Raw genomic sequence first — 21,042 nt, 5'->3', positions numbered from 1 at the left:
AGAACTACCGGATCACTCAGTCTATCGCACTTGCACCGACTTGTATTCTCCCTCGCCTTTCACGCTGCGTTCCTCAACGGACTGGCAACAGCCCGCTTTCGGCTTTGATCTGGAGGACCTTAAGTGCTGCTGCGTCGACGACGGCAGCAAAGGCCGGGTCTGCCGCCCGCCGTGTCAGGATCCCTTGATACAGCTGCGGCAGGATGTTTTGGTTGGTGCATAACGCCATGGTCCCGCCGGCGGCGATAAAGTCCGCTGCCCGGTCCGACGGCGCCGCAAAAGAGAGTTGAACGGCGTCGCAGATGTCGTCGGAGACGATGATGCCGGTGAATCCGAGGTCGTCACGGACCATGTCCCGCATGATGACGGAAGAAAACGGCGCAATTTGTCCGGGGTCTATCGAAGGATAAGACGCGCTAGAGATCATCAGCCAGCGCACACCGGCGCGCACCGCATTACGGAATGGCGCAATGAAGGGGTCATTGCGTACCGTGGCGACGTCCGTGACGCCGGCGCTGTCATCCGTATTGGCTCGGACCCTCCCTAATCCGGGGAAGTGTTTGACGGTCGACGCCACCCCCGCGTCCGCCATACCTTGGGCAAACGCGACGCCGTGCGCCGACACGTCCGCCGGGGTGTAGCCATACTCCCGGCCAAAGCGTCCGATCGGACCGTTAGCCGGTGCAAAAGCCGCGCCGGGAACGGTATCGAGCGACGGTGCAAAGTTAACATTGATGCCCGCGCCCGCCAGTTCGCGCCCCCAGAGACCTGCGTCCGCCCGCAATTGGCCCGGATCCACGGCACCCTGATCAACGGCAGCCGGAATATCTGAAAAGCCAGGTCCATTCATAATCTGGACCATGCCGCCCTCTTGATCGGTCGCAATGAACTGCCGAACGCCCGCGGTGCTCAGCACGGACACCTGGGCCCGCAGGGACGCAGCTACGCCGGCCACCGCGTCCGCTCCGGCGTAGCTGCGTCCCTTCAGGAAGACGTTGCCCACGTGGTTGTCGCTAAGTGCGGCCAAAGTCGCCGCGTCCGGCCCGCTCACGGGCGAACTTACCATGAGCACCTGTCCGACCCGCTGCTCCGGCGTCAGCGCCGCCAGCGTCCGTTGGGCTTCCTGAACCGGGGACGGAACGGCAGCGGATGACGGCGGCCGGTTTGGCGCCGTCGTCGTCTGCCCTGTCGTTGAAGGGCCTGTCGTTGAAGGGCCTGTCGTTGAAGCGGCAGTTGTTGGAGGGAGGGCTGTTGAAGGGCCTGTCGTTGGCCGGGGCGGGGCAGAGTTGACGGCGAGCAGCAGCACCAGCACTGCGGCCAAAGCAGCAATCAGGCCGAGCCACCATCGGCGGATCATTCGCTTAGCCATGCCGGAACAGGTGTGCCTCGTTCAGCGCGTCCATTTCGTCATCGCTCATCTCGTCCAACACCTTGCGTTCGCCCTTGTCGGTCTGGGAAAAGCGGACAAAGAGCAAGATGATGATCGGCAGATCCGCTGCCTCGCAGATAAACCAGAGCCAGTCACCCGCGAGCTGCTGATCCCGCAAAGGGTTGGGAAACCAGGCCGGATGCACCCCGGCTACTGCCGCGGCGCCGTCGAGTACGGCACTGTTGAGCCGCAGCAAAACCCCCGGAATCGCATCAGCCAGCAGCTCGATAAAGGCGAAGACAAACTGCAGCATCAGCAGCGACGTGGTGGTCCGGGTGCGGGCCTCGGTGATGGGCAGCACCAGCAATAGCCCCAGCAGCGGTATGCCTACGCTGAGGAGCCCTTCCAACGGCGGGCTAAGCCTGGCAAATCCGGCCAGCGGCGTCAGCATCGCAGAGAACAGCAGCAGGCCCACCAGTGGCGCGACCGCGGCGTTGCCGAAAAACTTCATCGGCCACCGTCCCACGGCACTTAGACCACGGCGCAAACCGGGATTGGTAATGGCCGCCTGCGCCAGCCCGAGGGGCAATCCCAGGGCGAGCAGAATCGGCACCACAAATAACAGCAGCGCCAAACGGACGGAAAAGGCCCAGCGCAGGTCGGTGGAATACGTCCCCAGAAAACCGAAGGAAATGAATGAATACGTTCCCAGGCCCAACAGATAGAAGCTGAGCACCCGCCACACGGGCCAGCGGGTTCCGGCCGTCCTGGCCCGCGCCAGGCCGAAGGCATACAGGCCACCGGCCATCAGGAGGAGGACAAGAGCCCACGGATCCAGCGCCCAGGTCCCGAAGAATTGCTGCAGTCCAGGCATCTAGCTGCGGTTCTTCTCCCGCATGGCGCGCAGCGCCTCACGGTTGTCCTGCTTTTCGCGCAACGTCTGGCGCTTGTCGTAGTCCTTTTTGCCCTTCGCAATGGCAATTTCCACTTTTGCCCTGCCATCCAGGAAATACAGCTGCAGCGGCACGATCGTGAAGCCTGACTCCCTGGTCTTGTGACTGATTTTTTCCAGTTCTTCGCGGTGCAACAGAAGTTTCCGGCGCCGGCGGGCGGAGTGGTTGGTCCAGCTGCCGTTGAGATATTCAGGAATGTAGACGGATTCCAGCCACAATTCGTCGTTGTAAAGGGTGGCGAATCCGTCCACCAGAGAGGCCCGCCCCTCGCGCAGCGACTTGACCTCGGTACCCATCAGGACCAGCCCGGCCTCGAAGGTGTCCATGACGTGGTAATCGTGCTGGGCCTTACGGTTGGTGGCCACCACCTTGCGGCCACTTTCTTTCGGCACGGCATTACTCCTCGGACGTCATAGCGGTTTTAACACAGGACTTCCCAGTCTACGCGCATCCATTATGCCGCAGGGGCACGATAGCTGGCAGAAACGGTCGGGTCCGGCCTGATCGAGGCGTAGTCATCCGGTTTCAGCCAAGCAGCGTGTCAGCCGAGCAGGTCGTCAGCCAAGCAGCGTGGCAGCCGAGCAGGTCGTCAGCCGAGCAGCGGCATAGGGTCCACGGGGCTGCCGTTGAGCCATGTTTCGAAGTGGGCGTGGCAGCCGGTGGAGTTTCCGGTGTTGCCGGAGTTTGCGATCAGGTCTCCCACATTCACGTGCTGTCCGGCCCGGACTGTCACGGAGGCATTGTGGTAGTAAACCGTGGTCAGGGCATTTCCCTGTATCACGCCGTGGCTGATCATTACCGTGTAACCACCGCCGTACGGCGTCCAGCCCGCGGTGGTCACAGTTCCGGCGGCAGGTGCGTAGATGGGCGTGCCACAGGGTGCACCGAAATCAATGCCGGTGTGGTCGTAAAACCCGGTCCCGTTGAAATCGATCGTTCCTGGCGGGACGGGACGATGTTTGACGAATGCGGAAGTAATCTCAATGTTGGCGGCAAAGGGATGCCGGAGGCCGAAAGCGGACGGACTGCCCTGGGCCTGGGGCGCCGGGGGCACATAACTATTGTTGCCGGCCGCCGCTGCGGCAGCCGCTTCCGCTGCAACCCTGGCCGCTTCTGCCGCCGCTGCCGCGGCCAGTTCCTGACGCTGCCGCTCCGCGATCTGACCGGCCACGGCCTCCTGCTGGGCCTTCACGACCGCCATCTTCGCCTGGATCTGCGGTTTCTTGGCCGTCAGCTCCGCGTCCAGAGCCGCGGCATCGGCAACGAGCTTGTCCACCGCTGCCTTCTTGGCCTCGGCCTCGTCACGGGCTGTCTTCTCGGCAGCTAGGGCAGCATCCGCCTTGCTCTTAAGGTCCGTGATCTCCGCTTCCACGGCCACGAGCCTTGCCTGCGAGTTCACGTTGGTGGCGTTCTGCTGCGAGAGCTTGTCAAGCATGGAATTCTGGCTCCGCATGGCCTGATCCGCCAGGTCCATCCCGTCCGCGAGGTTGCCCTTGGAACTGGAGCCGAAGAACAGGCTCAGGTTGGAAGGTACCCCGCCGGATTTGTAGGACTGAGCCGCAATCTGACCGATCAGCTTCTTGGTATCAGTGAGCTTATCTTTATCGGCCTGGATTTGACCGGTAATTTTGTCCTTGTTCTGCTGCGCCAGGCTTACCCGTGCGGCCAGGGCGTCGACGGCGCCGGTGGCAGCGCTGACGCGCGTCTGGGCATCCGACAGCGCAGCCTGCGCTCCCGGAAGCTGGCCCCGGTAAAGGGTGAGATTGGCAGCGGCAGTGGCTATGCCGGCGTCGAGGAACTCCAGCGACGATTCGACATCGTTGGCCTGACTTTGCAGCGCCTTAGCCTGGTCATCGAGGTTGTCCGCCTGCGCTGCGGGGGCGCCGCTGAGCAGCGCCGCCGCCAGAACAGCGACCATGGCTGCGCTGATGGCGCTGGTGCGCCTGCGCGTCCGCAGACTCCGGGCACGCAGCGCCGGAGCACCAGGGGCACCCAGGCGTCCGTGCTCGAGCATCTTAGCCATGCGCTGTGTCTCCTCGATGGTCAAATCCTTACACCTTCAAATACTTGCGCAAAGTCAGCAGCGAGGAAATACCCGCCAGCAGAATGCCCAGCACCAGCAGTCCCGGTGTCAGAATCAGCACCTGATTGGCCGAGATGAACGCCGTGTCTTTGTACTGGTTCGCCAGGTAATCCTGGATAAAGAACTTAGCAACGGCCCAGACCGTGCCGGAGGCCAGCACGGCCCCGATCACCGCGGCGATAACGCCCTCCAGCACAAAGGGCAGCTGGATCACCGCCTTGGACGCACCGACCAGCCGCATAATGCCGGTTTCCCGCCGTCGGCTGAACGCCGAAAGCCGGATAGTGGTAGCGATGAGCAGGATAGCGCAAATGATCATCAGACCCGCAATCCCCACCGCCACCAGGGAGGCAATATTCATCACGGAGAAGAGTTTCTCTAGAAGCTGACGCTGATCAATCACCGTTTCCACGCCCGGGGTGGCAGAGAAGGTCTCGTTGATGATCTGGTACTTTTCCGGATTGACCATATTTACCCGGAAGGACGCCGGGAGCTGATCCGCGGTGACCGAATCGACGATCGGCGAATTCGCGAACTGCTCCTTGAAGTGCTTGAGCGCATCGGCCTGCGACTCATAGGCCCAACTAGTCACATAGGGCTTCACCGCGGCTGAATCCAGCAGCGTCTCTATGTTCTTTTTCTGCTCATCGGTGGCCGGTCCGGAGGCGCAGGTGGGAGACGTGGACGTGTCGACACACAAAAAGACCGCAACCTGTACCTTGTCGTACCAGTAGCCCTTCATCTGATTGATCTGCATCTGCAGCATCCCGGCGGTACCGACGAACGTCAGCGACACAAAGGTCACCAAAATGACCGAAACCACCATCGAAACGTTCCGGCGCAGACCGCCGCCGATTTCGCCGAGGATAAAGGCGACTCTCACTTGTTGGCCTCCGCGGACAATCCGGACCCAAAGTCAGCCGCCGGAATTACCGGGATCATCGACGTGTACAGGGCCTTCGCCTCGTCCCGTAGAACAACGCCGTTGCGCAGCTCAATGACGCGCTTGCGCATCTCGTTGACGATGTCGTCGTCATGCGTTGCCATCACCACAGTGGTGCCGTTGCGGTTAATCTTGTCCAGCACTTTCATAATCCCCAGCGATGTAGTGGGGTCCAGGTTTCCGGTGGGCTCGTCGGCCAGCAGGATCCCGGGCTTATTCACGACGGCGCGCGCAATCGCCACCCGCTGCTGCTCTCCTCCCGAGAGTTCATGCGGCAGACGGTTTTCTTTGCCTTCAAGCCCGACGGTTTTCAATACCTCGGGCACGGTCTCGCGGATGATCCCGCGGCTTTTGCCGATCACCTGCATGGCAAAGGCCACGTTTGCGAAGACGGTCTTATTGGGCAGCAGGCGGAAATCCTGAAAGACAACGCCAATGCCGCGGCGCAGCTTCGGCACCCGCCAGCTGGAAATCTTCGCCACGTTCTGGCCCGCTACGTACACGACGCCGCGGGTGGCGTGGTCTTCTTTGAGCACCAAACGCAGAAACGTGGATTTGCCTGAGCCGGAGGCACCGACCAGGAAGGCGAACTCCCCACGGTCGATTTCCAGCGAGATCGAGTCCAGTGCCGGACGGGTCTTCTGGTCGTAAATCTTGGTGACGTTATCGAAACGAATCATGGCTCTTCTGGACCCAGTCAGCGAAGGATTCTGACATGCCGGTGCTCGGGTATTGGGTGGGGGGAAGAATCCACCGGCTTATCGACTATAGACATTCCTAGTAGTCAATCGCCGCAACGCGGGGGCGTGTCGCTGCGCAGAGCAGCCAAGAACGCACAAGCACGTCGCCGGCAGCCCTCGACTAGGCTCGTGGGGTCGGCTACTTCAGGAGCATCATGGTCACGTTCGGGATAGAGGAAGAGTACCTGTTGGTGGACCCGGCAACGGGGCTGCCCAAGTTCATCAGCTCTGAGGTCAGCGCTAGGCTGCAGGCGTCCGTGCACGTGGACGACGGCGACATCCAGCATGAGCTGCTGGCATGCCAGTTGGAGACATCCACTCCCCCGTGCCACACGGCTCAAGAAGCGCTCGAATCCCTGCTGGCCTTCCGCGGGGAGCTGTCCAAGGCAGCCCATAAGTCACTGGCCCGCGCCGCGAGCACCGGAGCCGCGCCAAAAATGGACGAGGCACCCCCGGAGATTACGGACGACCGGCGCTACCACCGGCTTCGGGGCAGCGCCCGTGCCATCGTTGCGGACCAGTACGTCAACGGGCTGCACGTCCATGTCAACGTACCCGATAAGGAAGCTGGGGTCAGAGCACTCAACCGGATCCGGCCGTGGCTGCCGACCCTGGTGGCTTTGAGCGCCAACTCGCCGTTTTGGCAGGACCGGGACAGCGGTTTCGAAAGCTGGCGGACGATCAGCTACCGGCGCTGGCCGGTCCAGGGAATCCCGCCCGTCTTCAATGGCGCTGCCGACTACGAAGACCGGGTCCAGCACCTCATCGACACCGGCGTCATCATTGATCGAGGCGTGATCACGTGGGTGGCACGGTTGTCCGAGAACTATCCCACCCTGGAGGTCCGGGCCTGCGACGCACAACTCGAGGCACGCGATTCCGTACTGCTGGCTGTCCTGATCCGTGCCCTGGTGACTACCGCGTTGAACGGCCCATCACAGCCCGACCCGGCCCATCCCGGTTCAGCGCCAGCCGGTTCAGCGCCAGCCGGTTCAGCGCCAGCCGGTTCAGCGTACGCGGGCCAGCAGCTGACCCCGGAACTCCTCGACGCGGCCCTGTGGCAGGCTGCCCGGCACGGGCTTTCCGAGGATTTAATTCACCCGGCAACCGGCCGGTTGGCGCCTGCAGCGGATGTTACCGCCGCTCTGCTGGCGCTGGTGCAGCCCGCACTGGTCGAAGCTGGCGATTCCGAGTTCGCAGCCGACGGGCTGGCGCGGATGGTAGAGCGCGGAACCGGGTCCGTCCGCCAGCGCCGGGCCCGTGATCAGGGTGGCCTTCCGGCGCTGTTGGACCTGTTCAGCGCTTCGCTGACCGCCGGCTAAGTGGTGGTTGCCAGGCCTTTACTGCTGCATTGCGCATCAGTGTATTGCGCATCGGCTTCATCGGGCTCGGAAATTATAGGGCACGGATTTATTGCGCTTCGGCGTTGCGGTTATCGGCCCGCCAGCGGATCCCGGCGTCGATGAAGTCGTCAATGTCGCCGTCGAGCACTGCCGCCGTATTCCCCACCTCGTACTCGGTCCGCAAATCCTTGACCATCTGATAAGGATTCAGCACGTAGGAACGCATCTGATCCCCCCACGACGCCTTGACATCACCGGCCAGGAGCTTCTTTTCAGCGTTCTCTTCCGCTTTTTTAATCAGCAGCAGACGCGACTGCAGCACCCGCAGCGCCGCGGCCCGGTTCTGCAGCTGGGATTTCTCATTCTGCATGGACACTACGGTCCCCGTGGGAATGTGCGTCAGGCGAACGGCGGAATCCGTTGTATTCACCGACTGCCCACCCGGTCCGGATGAACGGAACACATCGACGCGGATCTCATTGTCCGGAATGTCAATGCTGTCCGTCTGCTCGATCAGGGGAATAACTTCGACAGCGGCAAAGGAAGTCTGCCGGCGTCCCTGGTTATCGAACGGGCTGATGCGGACCAGCCGGTGGGTTCCAGCCTCGACGCTGAGGGTGCCGAACGCATACGGAGCCTTCACCTCAAACGTGGCGGATTTCAGCCCGGCTTCCTCCGCGTACGAAGTATCCATCACCGTTGTCGGATAACCGTGCCGCTCGGCCCACCTCAGATACATCCGCAGCAGCATTTGGGCAAAGTCCGCAGCATCCACGCCGCCCGCGCCGGACCTGATGGTCACCACGGCCTCACGTTCGTCGTACTCCCCCGCCAAGAGGGTGACGACTTCCAGCTCCTGCAGCGACTTGCGCAGCACAGGCAGATCCTTTGCCGCCTCGGCCAGCGTGTCGGCGTCGTCCTCTTCCTGCGCCAGCTGCACCAAGACCTCCAGATCATCGATCCGGGCCTGCAGGGACTCCAGCTTCTCCAGCTTGGACTGCGCATGTGAGAGCCGGGAGGTGATCTTCTGCGCCGCCGCCGGATCGTCCCACAGATTAGGCGTACCGGCTTGATCACTGAGATCTTCGATGCTCTCCTTGAGCGCGTCGACCTCCGATACCTGCTCGATGGAAAGGTAGGTGGCCCGGAGCGCCCGGATCTCTGCAGCAAAATCGATTTCAGCCATGATAATCCAGCCTACGGCATCGACAGGTACAGGATTCGAAGGTTGGCTGCTTCCCTGTCCGTCCGAGGCGCCTAAAGGTGTCATGGTCGTCAGCGGGCCAAGTGGGACCTGGCCGTGCTGGTTGCCGTGATAGGGATCCCGTCCGGGACCAGGAAATTAATGAAGAGCGGATGCACGACGGCGGTCAAGGTCACTTTTGCGCTCCGACCATCGTCAGTTCCTGTTCCGGCATCGACGGCGGCCGCGGTCACGTTCAGGTGATCGGAGTTCCGATGCAGGTACGACACCGCTGCAGCCTGTACCCCACCATCGGACAACGTGGTCACCGGCGGTCCGGCGTTTCCGGCCACCCCGCCGAGGGTGAAACTGTCCGCTGCAGCCACGGCTGCGCCATCGGCCGCGGAAAGCAGTTTCTTATGCCCGATATAGACACTCGAAACCGCCGCGACGACGGTGATCAGCAGCAGCGACAAAAGAACGTAGCCGATAATCATCACCATCAGCTCGCCATTCTCCGGGTCCCTTTCCGCACGCAAGGCTTCCCGGCGCCTGCGCTGCCCTTCACCCCTCATCGGAAACGGCCCACGACTTGGCTTGTCGAGGCATCCACGGTGGCCGCAGTCAGGGCAACGCCCGGCAACGACGAGACCAGCGGCAACGGCACCGCCAAACTCACGGTGGCTGTTATGAGCGAGCCGGGACTCGCGCATTCGCCCCGATCGCAGCGCAGGTCCAGCCGTGCGTCGCCTCTGTTAAAGCCATAATCGGCCATGGCCAGCACCACAGCTTCCTCCGCAGCCGCCCGCGCCGCAGCTGGCTCCGCCGCTGCAACATAGACCTTGGCGGCCTGATCAGCAGCTCCGGCCACGGCATAGGCCCCGGCCTGCAGCTGCCCGACGGTAATCACCAGATACACCACTGGAATCATCAGCAGCACGGCCAGGAACACGAACTCCACCAGCGCCGACCCAGCTTCTCCATTCTCTGGCCGGAAACCACTACTTGACCGGCCCTCCCGCAGCCGGTGCCTCTTCTGCGCTGGCCAGGGCGGGTTAAGGCTGAAGCGCGGCATGCCCGGAGACCTCCATGGCGGAGCCGGGGCCGATCAGTCCCAGCACGGGCAGCGGACTGCTGACTGTCACCTTGAGCGTCCGCACACCCAAATAGACTTCTTCGGTAACAGCCACCGCGCGGGCGTAGTCGGCGTTCAGCGCACCCGTAATCAGCTGCTCCGTCCGGTCCTTCGCATCGGCGGCGTTCCTGTCCCCCAGCGTTCCGTAGCGAGCACCGGACGCTGCCGCATCGACCACCGTATTGCGGACGTGGAGCACCAACGTCAGTTGCATAATGGCCAGAAACAGGACCGTCAGCAAAGCCCCAACCAGCACGAAGTCCACCACGGCAGACCCCGCCTGCGCCTCGGACTCAGCACTCGAAGGGACTTCGTCATCACCGCGCCGGATCATGTGGATTTCATCCGCCCTTGTTGACCTGGCTGATTGCCTGATTGAAGAGGCCCTCCAACGCAGGACCGGCTATGGCGAGCAAACCTGCGACCAGCACCGCAGACATCAGCGTGATCATCACCCAGCCCGGAACATCACCCCGGTCGCTTGGGTCCCTTCTGCCGCCGTCGTCCTGGGCAGCTGGTAAGGCCGATCCGCCGGCGAAGGGCGCCGAACCGTGCCGGAGCAACGTTGTCCCGAGTGTCCAAAGCGCGATCAGCAGTGCCATTGGTGCCAGTTTTGGTTGTTTCATCGGTTTACCCCTTGCCAATTGTCTTTCGTCTCAAATACTGGTCCTAGAATCCCAGCTGGAGCAGTGCCAGCCCGGGGAACACGGCGAAAATAATGGTCAGGGGCAATACTCCGAAGACCAGCGGAACCATCATGCCGATTTCCTTTCGTCCCGCTGACTCCATCAGCTCCCGCTTGGCTATATCCCGGACGTCCTGAGCCTGCGCGCGAAGAACGTCCGCCAAGGGCGTGCCGCGCTCCACGGCGACGATAATGCCGTCAACAAATCGCACCAGCGGCACCAACCGGGTCCGCTCAGATAATCCCGTCAAGGCTTTGATCAAAGGGATCCCGCTACGTGTCTGAGCCAAGACGGTCCTGAATTCGCCGGACAGCTCGCCGTGAGATGACTTACAGACTCTTTCCAAGGCACCGGTAGCGCTTTCTCCCGCACCAACGGCGAGCGCCATCAGTTCCGCCAGGCTGGGAAATTCAGCCAGGATGCGCCGCTCCCGGTGTTTGATCCGCACAGTCAGGAAATAGTCCTTGGCAACGAACGCGCCTGCAGGCAGCGCAATTGCACCAAAGAGCGCAAGGGATAGGTTGAAACGGCCTGTCGCCGCGGACAGCACTACGGCAGCAACGACCATGCCCAGGCCAGCCGCCGCCCACAGCACCTGGCGGGCACGAAAATCCACCGGGGTCTGGTTCCGTCCGGCTTGCCTGAGCCGCACAGCCAACGCAGCAGCACCGATGTTGAATCGGCCCAGCCACCGGACTGCATCGGCGGTGAGCGCACGCACTATTCTCTCCAGCGGACCAAAAAGCACTTCAGGTCCGTCAAGATCGCGCAATAGCCTCGATTGCGGGGCGACGAAGCGCAACTGCGGCTCGATCCGCTCGGCGAAGCTGGGGCGGCGCATGAACGGTAGGCGGACGAGTACCAACCAAAGTCCTGTTCCGAGGACAACACCATCAACGATGGCCAGGGCAGCGACGGTACTCATCGAAGTACCCGCTCATCCGCCGGTAGCGTTCCAATGCCGAGCATCACTCGGTAACAAATTACCGAGACCAGCAAGCCGCCCGACAAAACCAGCCAGCCGGCCGAGGAATTGTAGGCGGCGACCGCCTCCGTGCGTGTCGCCAGCAGCATCAAAACCAGCCACGGTGCCGCCACGGCCAGCCGTGCGGCGTTCACCGTCCAGGACTGCCGCGCCTCCAGCTCGCTGCGCGTCCTGGCATTATCCCGAAGAAATCCCGCCAAGGTGCCCAGCAGCTGGCCCAGATCGGAGCCACCTACCTCACGGGTAAGACGTAGTGCCTCGATAATCCGGTCTGCCACGGGATCGGCCAGTCTGTCCTTGAGGATAGTCAACGATTGCTCGAATTGGCCTCCGGCCCGGTATTCAGATCCAAAGTCGATGAAGAAATGCCGCAGTTCAACGGGCCCCTTTTCCCCGAGCTGGGTCAAGGCCTCAGGCAGGGACAGACCGGCGCGGATGGCGGAGCGAAGATGATCCACCACATCCGGCCAGAGTTGCCGGAGAACGGCCGTTCGTCGTCGGGCCCTCCACCGTACTGCGGCGAGCGGAAGGTAAGCCCCAAACAGTCCGAAACAGAGGGCAATCGGTAACGAGCGCGTCGGCAGGTAGAAGAGGACTACTGACAACAGTCCAAGGCAGGCGCAACTGAAAAGCAGTCCAGCCGAGCTGACCCTTTCCACTCCAGCACGGAGCAGAAGTTCATGCAGACGATCCACTCGGTCCGGACGCGGAGCGCCCTGCGGCAGCTGCCAGCAGGACCACCAGATTAGAAACAGCCCCAGCCCGGCCAGCAGACCTGCAGCGGTCGCCATCAGCTTGCCTCCAAAAGTCCGGCCACATCATATCCAGCAGCGGCAAACTTCTCCGGGGACGGCATGGAGGTGGCCACCGATCGGAGGCTCCCACCGGTCATCGCAAAGACGGTCCCGGATTCGATGACACCGTTTTCGACCCGCCGTCCAAGGAAAAGAATCTCCGAGACAAGCCGGCGTCCGTTGGGTAACCTGACACAGTGAACCACCAAGTCGATGCAGGAGGCGACAGTCGGCACGACGAACGAGGCGCTGATGTTGGTCCCGGCCAGCAGCGGGAGCGTGCAGAGCTTCGTCACCGCGTCATGGGCAGAATTTGCGTGAATGCTGCACATGCCGGGTAGGCCACTATTTAAAGCGATGAGCATATCCAGGCTCTCCGCCTCCCGGACCTCCCCGACGATCAGCCGATCAGGGCGCATCCGCAGGGCCTCTTTGACCAGCCGGCGCAACGGGATCTCGCCCTGACCCTCCAAATTCGGCTGGCGGCACTGCAGTCCCACCACGTCCCGCAGTGGCAGCTGAAGTTCGAAGATTTCCTCCACCGTCACCACCCGCTCCCGCGATCCGATGCTGGCACCCAGACAATTGAGCATCGTGGTCTTGCCCGCCTGCGTGGCACCGGAAACCAGAATGTTCAGCCCGCTGCTCACCGCTGCACCCAGGAACCGGGCCGACTGCGGGCTGAGCGTACCGAGCCCCACCAGATGCTCCAGCCGGCTGGCCTTGACGATGAACTTGCGGATGTTGACGGCCCAGTGCCTTCGCGTGACATCCGGGATCACCACATGCAGCCTCGAGCCGTCCGGCAGGGCGGCATCAACAAACGGGCTGCTCAGATCCAGGCGGCGCCCGGAACTCTTGAGCATCCGCTCCACCAGGTCCCGGATCTGCTGATCTGTCAGCGTCAGGGACGTCAGCTCGGACTCGCCGTTGCGTGCCACGTAGATTTCCGTGGGCGCGTTGATCCAGACTTCCTCGATCGAATCATCATCCAGAAAGGGCTGCAGCGCCCCGAAGCCTGCCACAGCGTCGAATACGATCTGCCGGGCGGAGCTGCCCTGCGCCAGCGGAGGCACGGCTCCCAGCAGGGAACGCTGGTCGTAGTCATTGACTGCGGCCTCCACTAGCCGCCTGACCTCGGCGACCTGCCGCAGCGGATCCAATCCGCGGCGGCGGATCAGCTCGCGGACCTCGTCCTCGACCACACTGACAGCATCCATGATGTGCTCCGGCGTTCCCTCCAACAAACCGGACCCCAATGCGGGGTTCTGGGTGTGAGCCTAGGACAGATCCGGATGGGGGTCTATAGGCTTCCCGCCCTTGTGGATAAGGGGCTGGTTCATAGCCCCGAAGGCAGGCGCAGCGAAACGGGAACGGATCCAACTCGTCTCCGTGACCGGGGACGTCCGCTTCGAGGCTTCCCCGCGTCCCTGCCGATCGGTCGACCCGGCGTCCGGGAGTTTGGTTGGCCGTGAACAACGCCGGTCAATTATTCCTGCCGTCAATACGCAGCAGACCCACCATCCCATTCCCGCCAGCCAACGTCTTCCGACCCCCTAACATTAGGTATTGTCAACTGTATGCGCGGAATTATTTTGGCCGGCGGTACCGGCTCACGACTTCATCCCATCACCCTTGGAATCAGCAAGCAGCTGGTACCCGTCTACGACAAACCCATGATCTATTACCCGCTATCGACGCTTATTTTGGCCGGGATCAGGGACATTCTCATTATCACGACGCCAAATGACGCGGAACAGTTTCGGCGCCTGCTGGGAGACGGTTCTAAATTCGGCATTAACCTCAGTTATGTCCAGCAGCCGTCCCCTGATGGTCTCGCTCAGGCATTCACCCTGGGCGCGGACCACATTGGAGCCGGCCCGGTGGCGCTGGTGTTGGGGGACAACATTTTTTACGGCCACGGAATGGGTTCGCAGCTGCGCCGCTACGCCCACGTCGACGGCGGCGCCGTCTTCGGTTACTGGGTCAGGGAACCTTCTGCCTATGGTGTGGTGGAATTCGACGACGGCGGCAAGGCACTGTCGCTGGAGGAAAAGCCAGCCCACCCCAAGAGCAATTACGCGGTTCCCGGCCTATATTTTTATGACAATGATGTCATTGAAATTGCCCGCGATCTAAAGCCATCGCCGCGCGGGGAGCTGGAAATTACCGACGTAAACCGCAGGTATCTGGAACGCGGCAAACTTCAGGTGGAGATCTTGCCCAGGGGCTCAGCATGGTTGGATACCGGAACTTTTAGTGACCTCAATGACGCGTCCAATTTCATTCGCACGGTGGAAAGCCGGCAGGGACTGAAGATCGGCTCGCCCGAAGAAGTAGCCTGGCGCCAGGGATTTCTCACGGACGAGGAGCTGCGTGCACGCGCCGAGCCGCTGGTCAAGAGCGGCTACGGCGCGTACTTGCTCGGGTTGTTGGATACTTAGACGTTGAGGTACCCTCTGAGTGCATCGGCTGCAGGAGAAGGTCTGAATCCAACGGCCCTGATTTTGGCAAGGTCCAGAGCGCTGTTGAGCGGCCGGGGGGACGCGGCCTTGTCCTTGAAGTATTCGGCTGTGCTGACACCGGTGACAGCGTTACGCGTGGAACCGGCCAGCTCAAAAATGTCAGCGGCGATGTCTGCCCATGATTGCGGTTCGCCTTCGTTGCTGAGGTTGTAGGTGCCGAACGGGGCTTGGCTATCGAGCAGGTGCCGTATCCCGGCAGCGATGTCCGCCGTGAACGACAATCGGCCGATCTGATCACTGACCACGGTCGGTTTGATCCCGCGCTTGGCCAGGGACGCCATCGTGCGGACGAAGTTATTGCCGTCTCCAATCACCCAGCTGGTACGGACGATGTAATGCCTCGGGACCACACTGACGACGGCATCGCCTGCAGCCTTGGTCTGCCCGTACACACCGAGCGGTGTGAACGGTTCATCCTCCGGATGCTCGGCATGGGACCCGTCAAAGACATAGTCACTGGAAATATGCACCAGGGTCAGTCCGTGTGTGCTGGCCACGTTGGCCAGCTGGGCCACGGCAGCGACGTTGACGGCCCACGCCGCGGACCGTCCCTGCGGCGATTGAGCTTCATCGACGGCCGTGTAGGCAGCGGCATTAATGATCGTGGAGTAGTTCTTCCAGTTCCGATCCCTGTAGGACGCAGCGCTGGCGAGGTCGAACTCAGCTCGACCAGCGAACTCGACTGTTGTGTCGCCGTCGTACTCTTTCCGCAGTGCCTTCCCCAGCTGCCCGTCGGCACCCAGCACCAACGTTTTCTTGGCCGGCATCGGCGCCACGCCAGCCAGCCGGGGATGCAGCTTGTCTTTGTCCGAAAGTTCTGCGTCCCGAAGCGGGATCGGCCACGGAATATCGGCGGTCTCGTCCGCAAGGTTCAGGAAAGTGTATTGACCCTGCGCGTCCGCGCTCCAATGATCATTGACCAGATAGCTATACGCGGTGTTGTCCTCCAGCGTTTGGAAGGCGTTGCCCACTCCGCGCGGAATGAAAATAGCCTGACTTGGGTCCAGTTCCGTGCTGAACACTGCACCGAACGATGGGCCTTCCCGCAGATCCACCCAGGCGCCGAAGATCCGCCCCGTCGCCACGGAAACATATTTGTCCCACGGTTCGGCATGAATACCGCGGGTAGTGCCGGCTTTTTCATTGAAGGAAATGTTGTTCTGGACCGGGGTGAAATCCGGCAGTCCCAGCGCCAGCATTTTCTCCCGTTGCCAGTTTTCCTTGAACCAGCCCCGATTGTCGCCGTGCACGGGCAGGTCGTAGACCACTACGCCGGGAATCGCCGTTTCGGTGGCCTGAAGCTGCTTCGAAAATTCCATCTTCATCGCTACTGCCCCTGCACCTGGTACTTGGCCTCCGTTTCGGCCTTCTGCGGCCGCCACCATTCTTCGTTGTCCCGATACCAGGCAATTGTGTCTTCGATTCCTGCATCAAAGTTAGAGAACTTCGGAGTCCAGCCCAGCTCGCGGCGGAGCTTTCCGGAGTCAATGGCGTAGCGCAGATCATGCCCGGGCCTATCCGTCACATGATCGTAGGCGTCCGCAGGCCGGCCCATGTGCGTAAGAATCTGCTCCACCACATCCTTGTTGTTCTTCTCGCCGTCGGCCCCGATCAGATATGTTTCGCCAATCACGCCTTTATCCAGAATCCGCAGGACCGCCGAGGAGTGGTCGTTGGCATGGATCCAGTCGCGGACGTTCTCGCCCGCTCCGTAGAGCTTGGGGCGGATTCCGTCGATGACGTTGGTGATCTGCCGTGGGATAAATTTCTCCACGTGCTGGTACGGGCCGTAGTTGTTGGAACAGTTACTGATCGTGGCCTGCAGCCCGAAGGAACGCACCCAGGCCCGCACCAGCAGGTCCGAGCCGGCCTTGGTGGATGAGTACGGACTGGACGGGTTATACGGGGTGGTTTCGGTGAAGCGTTCCGGAGTGTCAAGCTCCAAGTCCCCGTAGACCTCGTCCGTGGAGATGTGGTGGAAACGCGTGCCGTGCTTGCGTGCAGCCTCGATCAACGTGAAGGTACCGATGATATTCGTGTCCAGGAACGGCCGCGGGTCGTGCAGTGAGTTGTCGTTATGGGACTCGGCTGCATAGTGCACGACGGCGTCAACGCTCGCCGTCAGCCGGTCCACCAGTCCGGCATCGCCGATGTCACCATGCACAAAGTTGAAACGCTCAGCGGGCAGATGGTTCAAAGAGGCCAGGTTCCCTGCGTACGTCAGCTTATCCAGGACCGTGATGTGCAGCTCAGTTGTGTTCACGACATGGTGGACGAAATTTGAACCGATGAAGCCGGCTCCGCCGGTGACAAGGAGTTTTTGCATGGTTCCAAGGTTACCGGCTGCGAAAGCCCGCTGAGCCTCCGTGCCGACCGCCTACAACGACAGAACAATTGCCCCGTTAGCATCATTAGACACATCAGCAACACCTTGATATCCTGTGTCGGCTAGGTAGGGCCGGGCCCGGCTGTAGCACCGGCACCCTTAGATCGCCATCGACTGCGAACTGCCTGGGGGCGGAACACAGGATGAATTTCGCTACCCACCCGTGGCGTAAACCAAAGGAACAACGATGCTCCAGCCCTACCGCCGTCTGCCCTTGCGCGCGACCTTGCTCCGCTCCTCCATCGCCGCTGCCGCCTGCATCTTCGTCGGCACGTCCCTGGCAGTTGCCCCGGCATCGGCGCTGCAGGGGACGCCCGAGCCGAGCCCCTCGGTTGCACCTCAATCAACTGCCTCACCCTCGCCATCGGCCATAACAGCACCGTCGACTACTCCGGCAGCACCGCCGACGGTGCTGTCCACCGCCACAGTGACTCCCTCACCCACCCCTTCGGCTCCTGCCATCGCCGACGCGGGTGCATCCTCGGATCCCGGCCATGTCATGGGAAACGCAGGCAAAAATGCACCTGTGAAGCTCAGCTCTGGTGCAGGCCGGGTATCCCCGCTCAACATCTCCTCCGAGGCCTCGCCTGAGGGTCCGTCCGGCGCCTTCTCGTCTCGCGGGTTGTCCGCCTCCCCCACCGGTCAGCCGGCGGGAACCTCCGGGATGCCGATGGGCATCGATGTCAGCGGCTGGCAGCAGAACGTCAATTGGTCCGTCCAATGGAACAACGGCGTCCGTTTTGCCTATATCAAGGCCTCCGAAGGCACCTCGGCGATGAACACTTACTTCGGTCAGCAGTACAACGGGGCCGCTGATGCCGGCATGATTCGCGGGGCCTACCACTACGCCCGCCCGGATCTCTCCAGCGGAGCCAACGAGGCCCGGGTCTTCGTCAACAGCGGAGGCGGATGGTCAGCGGACGGACGCACGCTACCGGGAGTTCTCGATCTTGAGGCCGGAACCGACGGAACGTCCGGATACTGCTACGGAAAGACCCCGGCGCAGCTGGTGTCGTGGACCGCGGACTTCACGAGCACCTACAAGGCTCTGACGGGACGCGACGCCGGAATCTACACGGGGTACTACTTCTGGCAGACCTGCCTCGGAGACTCTTCCGCTTTCAGCACCAGCAATCCGCTATGGATCGCGGCATATGGCGCCGCAGCCAACAACGTCTGGATCCCGGGCAACTGGCCACAGTACACCTTCTGGCAATACACGAGCGATAACGGAGACCAGAACGTCTTCAACGGCACAAGCGCGCAACTGAGAGCTTTGGCCGGGCCCGCACCCCAGCTCCCCGTCGTCCCGGATGCAGCACCGCGGGATACAACATTGTTGACCACCCCGGTCGGTGACTTCAACGGCGATGGACGTCCCGATTTGATCACTCGTCGCCCGAATGGCACCTTGTGGTTTTACGCCGGCGATGGCAACGGTGGCTATGCTCCGGCGTCTCAAATTGGCTCCGGCTGGGATGTCTTCGACCGGATCATAGGATCGGGGGACTTCACCGGCGATGGCAGGAAGGATCTTGTTGCCCGCAAGCTCGACGGAACTCTGTGGCTTTATGCCGGAACTGGGGTCGTCTCCAGCTCCAATGAGGGATACCGCCCAGGAGTAAAGATCGGAAACTTCGGCTGGGGCGCTTTTGATTCGTTGATCGCTCCCGGCGATTTTGATGGTGATGGCAGGCCGGACTTACTGGCCAGAATGACAGATGGGTCGCTCTGGCTGTATCCGGGGGCCGGCAACGGCTCAATCGGGGTGAGCCGTCAGATCGGCACCGGCTGGAACGTCTACGACCGGATCATAGGTGCAGGAGACTACAACGGAGACGGTAAGAACGATCTACTGGCACGTTCCCGGGACGGAGTCCTATGGTTGTATCCCGGCACCGGCCGCGTCAACGGGACAAATGAGGGATACCAAGCCCGCCGCCAGGTCGGGACCGGCTGGAACGTTTACAGCGACGTGCTGGGGATCGGCGATGCAAACGGGGATGGGAAACCTGATCTCCAGACCACCTCTGCGGACGGGACGCTGTGGTTCTACCCCGGCACGCAGATGACGAACGATGGATATGCTCAGGCAGAGCGCGTCGGTGATTTCGGCTGGAACGCCTTCAACCTGCTGACCGGAGTCAAAGACTTTGATAGCGACGGACGCGAGGACTTGGTCGCGCGGACGCCCGGAGGGGCCCTGTGGTTTTATCCCGGCAACGGCAGCGGCGGGTACACCGCTGGACGTCAAATCGGGACTGGATGGAACATCTACACCGAGGTCGTCGGAGTTGGCGACATCAACGGCGACGGCAGGAGTGACCTCATCGCCACCAAACCGGACGGGTCACTGTGGTTCTACGCCGGGACAGGTCGCGTCCAGGGATCAGACGAGGGCTACGCTGCTGGCCAGAAGATTGGTGACTTCGGCTGGGACGCCTTTAATACCTTTGTTAATGTCGGCGACTTCGACGGCAACGGGACGAACGACCTCGTCGCGCGAAAGCCGGATGGGACCCTGTGGCTGTTTCCGGGCACGGGTCGTGCCGGTACCGCTGCTGGTGGGTATCTGCCGCCGCGGCGCATCGGCGACTTTGGCTGGGATTCCTTTAATACCCTCACCGGTGTTGGAGCATTCGACGGCGTTCATTCGACCGGTCTTGTGGCCAAGAAGACCGATGGAACGGTCTGGTTTTATGCCGGATCCGGAAAGGCATCGCTGCTGGCAGGTAAAAAAATCGCGACGGGTTGGAGTGGCGTGACGGGTTGGTTCGGCGGCCACGATGGAAATTTGGACCAGAAGCCCGATCTAGCGGTGCGGAAAGACGATGGTAGCTTGTGGTTTCTCGCAGGTACCGGGATGACGGACGAGGGTTATCAGGGGCGCCGGGCCGCCGGGAAACTCTAGCTGGTACGGATGCCAAACTGACGCCCAATGTGGCGGCGATACAAGGCGGAGTAGAAGGCCGGAGAAACCTTGAAGACCCCAGCGGCAAGGCCGAGCACCGCATTGCTGCGCAAGAGGCCCAAAATCCGGGCAACGGTGATGCGCTTCCGGCACGCGATGAGGACTGAATTAGCTTCGGCCGAGGTGACCGGTCGGGCGATAGCGCTTTGGGCCACTTGTAAAAGAACGAAGGTATGCAGAGCGTTGTAGAACCTGGAGTACTTGCCGGATTTGAGCTCAGCAGGCAAGTGGCGGTCGAGGTGATTCAGCGCGGCGTCGGTGTCTGAAATCGTTGGGATGCGCCCCCAGGTGGCCGAGGAACCACCGATGTTGTAGACGTACAACGGATCTTTGATCACGCGGACCTTCCGCGCACAGGCGTGCAGCAAAATATTGGTCGCCATGTCCTCAAAACGTGCAGCGCCTTCAGGGTATCCAAACTTTCTAAATAGGCTCCGTCGGATCATCTTGTCGCATGCGAATGGCGTGATGCGGTCAACCATCGCCATGGTGGCCGCCTGGGTTCCGGTAAAAAGTCCCAGGCGCGGGCTGGCCCGTGTGTAAGACGCCTGCCCTGCGACGCGTACCTCTCTGCCGCACACCACGAGATCAGTATTCCCTGCCATAGCGGCCCGCATCAGACGGAGGAAATCGGGGTGGTATTCGTCATCGCTGTCAATGAAGGCCACGAATTCCCCGGTAGCGCGCCGCAGCGCCGTGTTCCGTGCGGCCGAAACGCCAGCATTCCGTTCATGCTCCAAGATTGTGATGCGCGGATCGAGAAGGCGTTGCTCCATGGCCCGCACGACTTCCAGCGAACCATCCGTGGATTTATCGTCCACTATGAGCAACTCAAAGTCACCATCAGTTTGGGCGAGAACACTGGTGATGGTTGCCTCTACGGCTTCGGCACTGTTATAAACCGGCAGTACGACTGACATCGTAGGCAAGGCTTCTCCTTCGGGGT

Annotated in this window: 20 protein-coding genes; 3 read left to right on the top strand and 17 right to left on the bottom strand. The window is 61.7% G+C overall.

Translation table 11 applies throughout. The annotated features are described in order from the left end of the window. Window positions 1-73: 73 nt before the first annotated feature. From OS914_RS01525 to ftsE, 6 genes are all read right to left on the bottom strand, one after another. Window positions 74-1,369, bottom strand: a complete 1,296-nt coding sequence (locus tag OS914_RS01525) for a glycoside hydrolase family 3 N-terminal domain-containing protein (protein WP_267544289.1) — start codon at window positions 1,367-1,369, stop codon at window positions 74-76. Next, window positions 1,362-2,243 (bottom strand): cytochrome c oxidase assembly protein, encoded by an 882-nt coding sequence (locus OS914_RS01520; protein ID WP_267544288.1) that lies wholly within the window; start codon window positions 2,241-2,243, stop codon window positions 1,362-1,364. The genes OS914_RS01525 and OS914_RS01520 overlap by 8 nt, the downstream gene beginning before the upstream one ends. Next, complete coding sequence (gene smpB, locus OS914_RS01515) at window positions 2,244-2,714, bottom strand: SsrA-binding protein SmpB (protein WP_267544287.1); 471 nt, start codon at window positions 2,712-2,714, stop codon at window positions 2,244-2,246. A gap of 197 nt (window positions 2,715-2,911) precedes the next feature. After that, a complete protein-coding gene (locus OS914_RS01510) occupies window positions 2,912-4,336 on the bottom strand; it encodes a murein hydrolase activator EnvC family protein (RefSeq protein ID WP_420713838.1) in 1,425 nt (474 codons plus the stop codon). A gap of 37 nt (window positions 4,337-4,373) precedes the next feature. Continuing rightward, on the bottom strand, window positions 4,374-5,288 hold the full coding sequence (gene ftsX / locus OS914_RS01505; protein WP_267544285.1) for a permease-like cell division protein FtsX: 915 nt from the start codon (window positions 5,286-5,288) through the stop codon (window positions 4,374-4,376). Further along, window positions 5,285-6,028 (bottom strand): cell division ATP-binding protein FtsE, encoded by a 744-nt coding sequence (gene ftsE / locus OS914_RS01500; RefSeq protein WP_267544284.1) that lies wholly within the window; start codon window positions 6,026-6,028, stop codon window positions 5,285-5,287. Before ftsE ends, ftsX begins: the two co-directional genes overlap by 4 nt. Before the next feature lie 215 nt (window positions 6,029-6,243). Between ftsE and OS914_RS01495 the strand changes: the two genes are divergently transcribed. Then, window positions 6,244-7,410 (top strand): carboxylate-amine ligase, encoded by a 1,167-nt coding sequence (locus tag OS914_RS01495; RefSeq protein WP_267544283.1) that lies wholly within the window; start codon window positions 6,244-6,246, stop codon window positions 7,408-7,410. 88 nt (window positions 7,411-7,498) lie between these two features. Here the strand turns inward: OS914_RS01495 and prfB are convergent, their stop codons facing one another. From prfB to OS914_RS01455, 8 genes are all read right to left on the bottom strand, one after another. Further along, a complete protein-coding gene (gene prfB / locus OS914_RS01490) occupies window positions 7,499-8,617 on the bottom strand; it encodes a peptide chain release factor 2 (RefSeq protein WP_267544282.1) in 1,119 nt (372 codons plus the stop codon). Window positions 8,618-8,706: 89 nt separating this feature from the next. After that, a complete protein-coding gene (locus OS914_RS01485; RefSeq protein ID WP_324290604.1) occupies window positions 8,707-9,189 on the bottom strand; it encodes a pilus assembly protein TadG-related protein in 483 nt (160 codons plus the stop codon). After that, window positions 9,186-9,575: a hypothetical protein gene (locus tag OS914_RS01480; RefSeq protein ID WP_267544281.1), complete on the bottom strand. Its 390-nt coding sequence runs from the start codon at window positions 9,573-9,575 to the stop codon at window positions 9,186-9,188. The genes OS914_RS01485 and OS914_RS01480 overlap by 4 nt, the downstream gene beginning before the upstream one ends. 94 nt (window positions 9,576-9,669) lie before the next feature. After that, window positions 9,670-10,083 (bottom strand): TadE family protein, encoded by a 414-nt coding sequence (locus OS914_RS01475; RefSeq protein WP_267544280.1) that lies wholly within the window; start codon window positions 10,081-10,083, stop codon window positions 9,670-9,672. Window positions 10,084-10,090: 7 nt separating this feature from the next. Then, window positions 10,091-10,360 carry a hypothetical protein gene (locus OS914_RS01470; protein ID WP_420713837.1) on the bottom strand — a complete coding sequence of 90 codons (270 nt, stop codon included), beginning with the start codon at window positions 10,358-10,360 and terminating at the stop codon, window positions 10,091-10,093. A 58-nt stretch (window positions 10,361-10,418) separates the two neighbouring features. Continuing rightward, entirely contained in the window at window positions 10,419-11,360 is a 942-nt protein-coding gene (locus tag OS914_RS01465; RefSeq protein ID WP_267544278.1) for a type II secretion system F family protein, read from the bottom strand. Further along, window positions 11,357-12,211 carry a type II secretion system F family protein gene (locus tag OS914_RS01460; protein ID WP_267544277.1) on the bottom strand — a complete coding sequence of 285 codons (855 nt, stop codon included), beginning with the start codon at window positions 12,209-12,211 and terminating at the stop codon, window positions 11,357-11,359. Before OS914_RS01460 ends, OS914_RS01465 begins: the two co-directional genes overlap by 4 nt. Continuing rightward, on the bottom strand, window positions 12,211-13,434 hold the full coding sequence (locus OS914_RS01455) for a TadA family conjugal transfer-associated ATPase (protein WP_267544276.1): 1,224 nt from the start codon (window positions 13,432-13,434) through the stop codon (window positions 12,211-12,213). Before OS914_RS01455 ends, OS914_RS01460 begins: the two co-directional genes overlap by 1 nt. A 360-nt stretch (window positions 13,435-13,794) precedes the next feature. Here OS914_RS01455 and rfbA point away from each other — a divergent pair, with 360 nt between their 5' ends. Further along, window positions 13,795-14,658 (top strand): glucose-1-phosphate thymidylyltransferase RfbA, encoded by an 864-nt coding sequence (rfbA, locus tag OS914_RS01450; protein ID WP_267544275.1) that lies wholly within the window; start codon window positions 13,795-13,797, stop codon window positions 14,656-14,658. On the opposite strand, the gene OS914_RS01445 is transcribed toward rfbA, so the two are convergent. Together OS914_RS01445 and rfbB are read right to left on the bottom strand one after the other, a co-directional pair. After that, window positions 14,655-16,064 (bottom strand): bifunctional dTDP-4-dehydrorhamnose 3,5-epimerase family protein/NAD(P)-dependent oxidoreductase, encoded by a 1,410-nt coding sequence (locus OS914_RS01445; protein WP_267544274.1) that lies wholly within the window; start codon window positions 16,062-16,064, stop codon window positions 14,655-14,657. The genes rfbA and OS914_RS01445 overlap by 4 nt on opposite strands. A 2-nt stretch (window positions 16,065-16,066) precedes the next feature. Further along, the gene (gene rfbB, locus OS914_RS01440; protein ID WP_267544273.1) at window positions 16,067-17,065 is read right to left on the bottom strand and encodes a dTDP-glucose 4,6-dehydratase; all 999 of its coding nucleotides are present in this window, start codon (window positions 17,063-17,065) and stop codon (window positions 16,067-16,069) included. Window positions 17,066-17,312: 247 nt separating this feature from the next. On the opposite strand from rfbB, the gene OS914_RS01435 reads away from it, so the two are divergent. Next, window positions 17,313-20,036: a GH25 family lysozyme gene (locus tag OS914_RS01435; RefSeq protein WP_267544272.1), complete on the top strand. Its 2,724-nt coding sequence runs from the start codon at window positions 17,313-17,315 to the stop codon at window positions 20,034-20,036. On the opposite strand, the gene OS914_RS01430 is transcribed toward OS914_RS01435, so the two are convergent. Then, a complete protein-coding gene (locus tag OS914_RS01430; protein ID WP_267544271.1) occupies window positions 20,033-21,016 on the bottom strand; it encodes a glycosyltransferase family 2 protein in 984 nt (327 codons plus the stop codon). The genes OS914_RS01435 and OS914_RS01430 overlap by 4 nt on opposite strands. Window positions 21,017-21,042: the final 26 nt, after the last annotated feature.

Source organism: Arthrobacter endolithicus (genome assembly GCF_026627425.1).
Lineage (GTDB): Bacteria > Actinomycetota > Actinomycetes > Actinomycetales > Micrococcaceae > Arthrobacter_M.
Note: the sequence above shows the minus strand (reverse complement) of the source record. Positions and strands in the feature narration are given on the sequence as shown.